Source organism: Alcanivorax sp. 24 (assembly GCF_004360225.1).
Classification (GTDB): Bacteria; Pseudomonadota; Gammaproteobacteria; order Pseudomonadales; family Alcanivoracaceae; genus Alloalcanivorax; species Alloalcanivorax xiamenensis.
Genome location: NZ_SNUA01000073.1, coordinates 1 through 485 on the forward strand (window position 1 = coordinate 1; position 485 = coordinate 485).

The 485-nt window shown below is 39.6% G+C and carries 1 protein-coding gene; it reads left to right on the top strand.

Features of this window, described 5'->3' with window-relative positions; genetic code table 11:
• Window positions 1–485: hypothetical protein (locus tag E0L37_RS21630; protein WP_166643122.1), on the top strand; the 485-nt coding region annotated here is incomplete at both ends.

Below are 485 nucleotides of genomic sequence, written 5' to 3' on the forward strand. Positions count from 1 at the left end.
GTTGAAAGAGCTACACCAGTTGCATATGACGTAATTGTGCAAATGGCGGGTAAGGGCAAGCAATTTTTAACAGTAGAATTTGATCTAAAGCAGCAAACTGCTAAGACAATAGCCCCAACTGATTCAATTGCAACAGAGCTGAAATTTAAAGGTCCAAGTTTTGAAGACTTCTGCACAGTTAATAATACTAATATTAATAGGGTAAGCCTTGGTGTTTGGTCTAACACCACTATAGATGGAAGCATTGATGAAAGTACTTGGATTCGAGAGTTGCAAGCGCCAACATGTGCAAATGGTTTAAAAGGTATTGTCCAAGTTGAAGATAAAACTGATGATGGTGGTGACACAAAATGGATTTTGAACGCTCAAGTAAGATACAGGTTTACTGGTGAAGTAGGGGAAAACAAGCAATATCCAGCCGGTTGCTATGATGCGATTGAAAGTGAGCTAAAGGAAAGCAATGGCTTAGCAGGGTTTAGTGACAC